The 6,352-nt window shown below is 39.1% G+C and carries 6 protein-coding genes and 1 pseudogene; 4 read left to right on the top strand and 3 right to left on the bottom strand.

Going from position 1 to position 6,352, the window contains the following annotated elements:
- Nucleotides 1-129: 129 nt before the first annotated feature.
- The 3 genes from dxs to GQR55_RS19475 form a co-directional block, all read right to left on the bottom strand.
- Nucleotides 130-1,992 carry a 1-deoxy-D-xylulose-5-phosphate synthase gene (gene dxs, locus GQR55_RS19485; protein WP_166421900.1) on the bottom strand — a complete coding sequence of 621 codons (1,863 nt, stop codon included), beginning with the start codon at nt 1,990-1,992 and terminating at the stop codon, nt 130-132.
- 105 nt (nt 1,993-2,097) lie between these two features.
- A complete protein-coding gene (gene ispA / locus GQR55_RS19480) occupies nt 2,098-2,985 on the bottom strand; it encodes a (2E,6E)-farnesyl diphosphate synthase (RefSeq protein WP_166421899.1) in 888 nt (295 codons plus the stop codon).
- 2 nt (nt 2,986-2,987) lie between these two features.
- A complete protein-coding gene (locus tag GQR55_RS19475) occupies nt 2,988-3,230 on the bottom strand; it encodes an exodeoxyribonuclease VII small subunit (RefSeq protein WP_165727311.1) in 243 nt (80 codons plus the stop codon).
- Between the two features lie 321 nt (nt 3,231-3,551).
- Between GQR55_RS19475 and pomA the strand changes: the two genes are divergently transcribed.
- The 4 genes and pseudogenes from pomA to GQR55_RS19455 all read left to right on the top strand — a co-directional run.
- Nucleotides 3,552-4,319, top strand: a complete 768-nt coding sequence (pomA, locus tag GQR55_RS19470) for a flagellar motor protein PomA (RefSeq protein WP_007587114.1) — start codon at nt 3,552-3,554, stop codon at nt 4,317-4,319.
- Between the two features lie 2 nt (nt 4,320-4,321).
- Nucleotides 4,322-5,242 carry a flagellar motor protein MotB gene (locus GQR55_RS19465; protein ID WP_149594079.1) on the top strand — a complete coding sequence of 307 codons (921 nt, stop codon included), beginning with the start codon at nt 4,322-4,324 and terminating at the stop codon, nt 5,240-5,242.
- Nucleotides 5,243-5,394: 152 nt separating this feature from the next.
- Nucleotides 5,395-5,910 (top strand): hypothetical protein, encoded by a 516-nt coding sequence (locus GQR55_RS19460; RefSeq protein ID WP_166421898.1) that lies wholly within the window; start codon nt 5,395-5,397, stop codon nt 5,908-5,910.
- Between the two features lie 42 nt (nt 5,911-5,952).
- Nucleotides 5,953-6,270, top strand: a pseudogene (locus tag GQR55_RS19455) (toprim domain-containing protein); the annotation flags it as partial.
- Nucleotides 6,271-6,352 lie beyond the last annotated feature (82 nt).

The following is a 6,352-nucleotide window of genomic DNA, read 5'->3' as shown; positions in this document are numbered from 1 at the left end:
AGTTTTCCTCGCTCAGTCAAGCCAAGACCGCAGCGGTACGCTAGAAATAAAAAAGCCGCTCACCTTAAGTGAACGGCATTAGAGCCTAGGCTCCTTTTTTAATATGCTCAACTTTAGATGTATAGGAAGTTAATTAATAAACGCTTTAATAGCAGTTAATATTCCTTGCTCACCTAATCCCATTTCATCGTGCATTTCATCTTGCGTGCCGTGTTTAATAAACTCATCAGGAATACCTAAGTTAAGGATATTAATATCAGCTTTTTGCGTTGCTAAGTATTCGTTAACTGCAGAGCCGGCACCGCCAGCGATTGCATTATCTTCAAGCGTAACAATTACATCGTGGCTAGCTACAAGCTCATTTAAAAGCGCGGTATCAAGAGGTTTAATAAAACGCATATTAACAAGCGTTGCATCTAACTCATCTGCAGCAAGCTGTGCATTTTCAAGTAATGTACCGAACGATAAAATGGCAATTTTACTGCCTTTCTTAATTGTATCCGCCTTACCTATTTCAAGCAGTTGCATCGAGCTTTCAATGTCTGCAGTACCTGCACTACCTCGAGGGTAACGAACGGCAACTGGGCAATTTGCTTTATAACCGGTGTATAGCATTTGACGGCACTCGTTGGTATCGCTTGGCGCCATAATCACCATATTTGGAATACAGCGCATAAAACTTAAATCGTATGCGCCTTGATGAGTTTCACCATCGGCTCCAACAATACCGGCGCGGTCAATAGCAAATAATACAGGTAAGTTTTGCAGTGCAACATCATGTATTAATTGGTCGTACGCACGTTGTAAAAAGCTTGAGTAAATAGCAACAACAGGTTTTAAACCTTCACAGGCAAAACCAGCAGCTAAAGTAACAGCATGCTGCTCTGCAATAGCCACATCAAAGTATTGATCTGGATGTTCTTTAGAAAAACGGACCATGCCTGAACCTTCACGCATTGCAGGCGTGATAGCCATTAACTTGCTATCTTGCTCGGCCATATCGCATAACCAATCACCGAATACTTTTGAGAAAGTAGCAGCACTAGGTTTAGATTTAGGCAGACTAGTTGTGCTCGGATCGAATTTTGGTACACCATGGTAGCCAATAGGATCGGCTTCAGCCGGTTTATAGCCCTTACCTTTTTGTGTTTTTATATGTAGAAGCTGTGGGCCTTTTAAATTACGCATATTACGTAGCGTATCAACAAGCATGTTTACATCGTGACCATCAATTGGACCAATATAATTTAGACCTAATTCTTCAAAGAAGGTACCCGGGATCATCATGCCTTTAATGTGCTCTTCCATTTTACTGGCAAGTTGCTTTACAGGAGGTACACCTGAGAGTAACTTTTTACTACCTTCACGAATATTAGTATAAAAGCTACCCGATAAAATACGGGCAAAGTGATTTGTTAATGCGCCAACATTTTCAGAAATCGACATTTCGTTATCATTTAAAATAATAAGCATGTCTGATTTTACATCACCTAAATGATTCATCGCTTCAAATGCCATGCCTGCGGTTATAGCCCCGTCGCCAATAATGGCAACAGACTTTCGACCTTTACCTTCTTTTTGTGCGGCAATAGACATGCCTAAAGCAGCTGAAATAGACGTGCTTGAATGGCCTACGCTAAACGTATCGTATTGACTTTCATCGCGAAAAGGAAAAGGGTGTAAACCGTCTTTTTGACGAATAGTGTGCATTTGGTCGCGACGACCAGTAAGGATTTTATGCGGATAAGCTTGATGACCCACGTCCCAAACTAGGCGATCGTCTGGAGTGTTATAAACATAATGCAGCGCAACGGTTAGTTCAACCGTCCCTAAACCAGACGCTAGATGACCGCTACTTTGCGATACTGAGTTGAGTAAATAATCGCGCAGCTCATTGCTAAATGCAGGGAGTTTGTCTTGCGCTAAGTCACGCAATTGGGCTGGCTCGTCAACCAAATTAAGTAATGGATACTTGCTACTATCAAGTGTCATGGTTTTATATATATCCTTCGCTAACATTAATTAATCCAAAGCTTTTACGAATAATTAATGTTGAGTAATAATGTCAGTGCTAATTGCAATACGTATGAGCAAAAATTAGTGGTCACGCTCAATTAGGTAATTTGCTAGCGACGCAAGAAGTGTTGTGTCAGCATCTATATTTGCTAACGCTTCATGGGCTTGTTGTATTAAATTATGCGCCTTTTCTTTAGCGCCTAGCATACCTAATAACGCCGGATATGTCGCTTTATTCGCGGCAATATCGGAGCCTTGTGGCTTTCCTAAAATAACTGTATCGCCTTCAACATCTAAAATGTCGTCGTGTACTTGAAATGCTAGCCCTATAGCATACCCAAAAACACTTAAGTTTTCTAAGGTTTGTTGATCAGCCTTTTCACTGCACAGTGCACCAAGTGTAATTGCGCAATTAATTAGAGCCCCGGTTTTTAGCTTATGTATTCGCTCAAGCTCTTGTACGGTAATTACTTTATCAGTTGCTGCTATATCAAGGCCTTGTCCGCCAACCATACCCTGAAGGCCTGATGCGTGGGCAAGTGTAGCAATCATTTTTACTTGTACTTGCGATGAGCATTCAAATTTGTGATTTGCAATAAGCTCAAAAGCAAGAGTTTGAAGAGCATCACCGGCTAAAATTGCATTTGCCTCGCCAAACTCTATATGACAAGTAGGGCGTCCGCGGCGTAAGTCGTCGTCGTCCATTGCTGGTAAGTCATCATGGACTAACGAATAGCTATGAATGCACTCAATTGCAGCAGCAAGTACGTTTAAGTCTTGATGGTTTGCGCCGAGCATTTTACCTGTGGCATAGACTAAAAATGGACGTAATCTTTTACCGCCATTAAATAATCCATACTGGGTGGCGTTCTTTACAGTTTCTTCTGTATCGAGAGGCTGGTTAAAATGCTGCTGTAAGGTCGCTACTACATCTTTTTGAGCACGTTCAATATGATTTTTTATGCTCACAGTTATTCCATATCATTATCAAAATTTGTAAGTACTGACTTTTCGCCATTCCCCATCAAAACTGATACTTTTTGTTCTGCTTGCTGTAATTTCCCTGATGAAGCACTTGCTAATGCAATTCCACGCTCAAATTGCTTTAACGATTGCTCAAGCGATAAGTCACCTTGTTCCATGTCACTAACGATTGTAGATAATTCTTCTAGTGCTTGTTCGAAACTTAAGTTTTCAGGTTTTTTAGTCGCCATCTTTATTTCAGCTTACATAATAAATTTAGGGGTCAATTTTAGGGGGAATGCTAAACTAGGTCAAAGGATGATATTGGTTTTTTACTTTTATAACGTTAAATTATATTTCAAGTGCATTAATAAAGCCTTAATAGCGGTCTGTTGGTTTAATAAATCAATTGATAGTTAGGTAGCCCTTATAACTTGATCTAAGATAGTGCTAAAGGCTACTTTTTATGTTTATTTATAAAAATGGCTTAAGCAATTCAATATGTTGCCGATAAGCAGTTAATAATAAAAATTTATGATAAGGCCATTAAGCATGAAACTTCTGGAGGAAATGTGGATTTAGCAACCATAATTGGGATCCTAGGCGCAATTGGCTTAATTGTCATGTCTATGTTTATGAGTAGTAGCGGTGAAATGGCTATGTTTTACAATACCCCGTCTGTGGTTATTGTATTTGGTGGTTCACTCTTTATTGTTTTATCAAACTTCACCATGTCGCAATTTTTGGGGATAGGTAAAGTTGTTGCCAAAGCGTTTATGTTTAAAATCGAAACGCCAGAAATACTTATCGAAAAAGCAGTAGAACTTGCGGATTCAGCTCGTAAAGGTGGTTTTTTAGCACTCGAAGAAGCCGAAATTCCAAACCCCTTTATGCGCAAAGGCGTCGATATGCTCGTTGATGGCCACGACGCAGATGTAGTTCGCGCTACACTTCAAAAAGATATTTCTCTAACCACGACTCGCCATGAATTGGGCGCGGGTTTATTTAAGTCGTTAGCTGATATAGGGCCTGCAATGGGTATGATTGGTACTCTAATTGGTTTGGTTGCAATGTTGTCTAACATGGATGACCCAAAGGCAATTGGTCCGGCAATGGCTGTAGCACTATTAACAACTTTATATGGCGCGTTTTTAGCCAATGTTGTGGCAATTCCTATTCAGGTAAAACTTGAATTGCGTAAAGACGAAGAAGCGATGAATCAGCGTTTAATTTTGGATGCTATTTTAGGCATACAAGATGGTCAGAATCCAAAAGTAATCGAAGGTATTTTGAAAAATTACTTAGCTGAATCTAAACGCAAAGTAGATACCGAGGAGTAACTATGTCTGATCAAGAGTGCAAATGCCCACCACCAGGATTACCTGCATGGATGGGAACGTTTGCTGATTTAATGTCACTGTTAATGTGCTTTTTTGTGCTCTTGCTCGCGTTTTCAGAAATGGATGTACTTAAGTTTAAACAAATTGCGGGCTCTATGAAGTTTGCTTTTGGTGTACAAAATAAAATTGAAGTAAAAGACATCCCTAAAGGTACCTCTGTTATTGCCATGGAATTTACCCCAGGCAAACCAGAGCCAACCCCTATAGAAACCATTCAGCAGCAAACAGTCGAAATGACTCAACAAATGTTAGAGTTTCAGGCTGGCGATGAAAGCTCAGCTGGCGGCAGGCAAGAGCAACGCGGAGATAAACGCGGTGGCGAGTCTCGTAGTACTTCTCAAGAACAATCATCGGAGCAAGCAACCTCAGCAGCCGATCAGGAACAAACTAATGAGCTTGTTAAAAAAATTGCACAACAGCTTGAAAAGCAAATAATTGATGGCGCAATAGAACTTGAATCATTAGGGCAGCAAATAATTATTCGAATTAGGGAAAATGGTTCATTTCCTTCAGGTAGTGCATTTTTACAACCTAAGTTTAAACCTATAATTCAAGATATTGGTGTGCTGTTAAAAGATGTACCTGGTGAAATAACAGTATCTGGCCATACTGATGATTTTCAGGTGTCGAATGAGTTATATATTAACAATTGGGATTTATCGTCAAAACGGGCAGTAGCCGTTGCAAGTGAACTGCAAAAAGTTCAAGGCTTTGATAAAACCCGAATGATGGTGGTTGGTCGAGCTGAAACAAGGCCATTAGTGCCTAATGACACCGATGAAGATCGCCGCAGAAATCGCCGAGTAGAAATATCTATACTACAAGGTAAAGCAAAAGAGTCAGCTCCTATAGATGTAAGATAACTTCTATTGGCAAACACACTTATTTATCATAAAGTATGGTTTCTTTAACAAATGTAACGGAATAGTTTATGAAAAAGGTCGATAAGTTTAATTATATGCCAGGAAATGGTGGCGGTAATGACGAAGATGAAAAAAAGACTTGATTAACTCTAATGCCTGAATGGTTTTTAACGACTATATTAATATTAGATACTAGTTGGGTGTTTGTTTTAAGCCCTGCTATTTTCATCTTTTATTTTAGAAAAGATTATTTGGCCCTGCGTTTCGCTTTAATTACAGCTACTTTTTTTTTATATGGAACCATTATCCATCCTTACTTGAAAGAATTTGATAGTGGGATTTATGTTTATCGATATCTTGTTTGGGCCTTTAATGATATTGCCTGGATGGCACTCATTGCTTATCAGGGTTTAAAAGATAAGGTTTATTTATGGCAATGTGTGGTAGGTCAGTTAGTTGTTATTATGGCACCAATTTTACAGCTATTTAGATTAGTCGACCGCCATTTATGGGATCTTTCTTATAGTACATACATTTATAAAACCTTATTGCCATTTATTAATATAGGCACCGTTGTTGTTTGTTATCTTCCGCTTATTTATATTTTAACAAAAGACAAAAAAGCCCAGCTAGCCAATAGTTACAAAAAGTTCCCTCCTTTAAAATAGCTGTGCTAAACTACTGTTTATATGAACAGTGGTGAGCAGGCTATGAAACTCTACATTGCAGAAAAACCTTCACTTGGACGCGCTATTGCTGATGCGTTACCAAAACCACATAAAAAATATGATGGTTATATAGAAGTCGCTAATGGCGATTGTGTATCGTGGTGCATTGGACATTTGCTAGAACAAGCAGAACCCGATGATTACGATGAGCGCTTTAAAAAGTGGCAGTTTGAACACTTACCTATCATACCTGAACAGTGGAAGTTAAAAGCTAAAACCAAAACACGCAAACAACTCACTGTTTTAAAAAAATTAATTAAACAAGCCTCGCAACTTATTCACGCTGGCGATCCAGACCGTGCACTGTTACGATATTTTAATGAAAACTCATTGTTACAATAAATATCGTTAAAAGTGTGAAATAGGATCTGGCTTATGAACT

The sequence above is a fragment of the Pseudoalteromonas sp. Z1A8 genome, from assembly GCF_011378855.1.
Lineage (GTDB): Bacteria > Pseudomonadota > Gammaproteobacteria > Enterobacterales > Alteromonadaceae > Pseudoalteromonas.
This window is presented reverse-complemented; position numbering and strand designations above follow the sequence as displayed.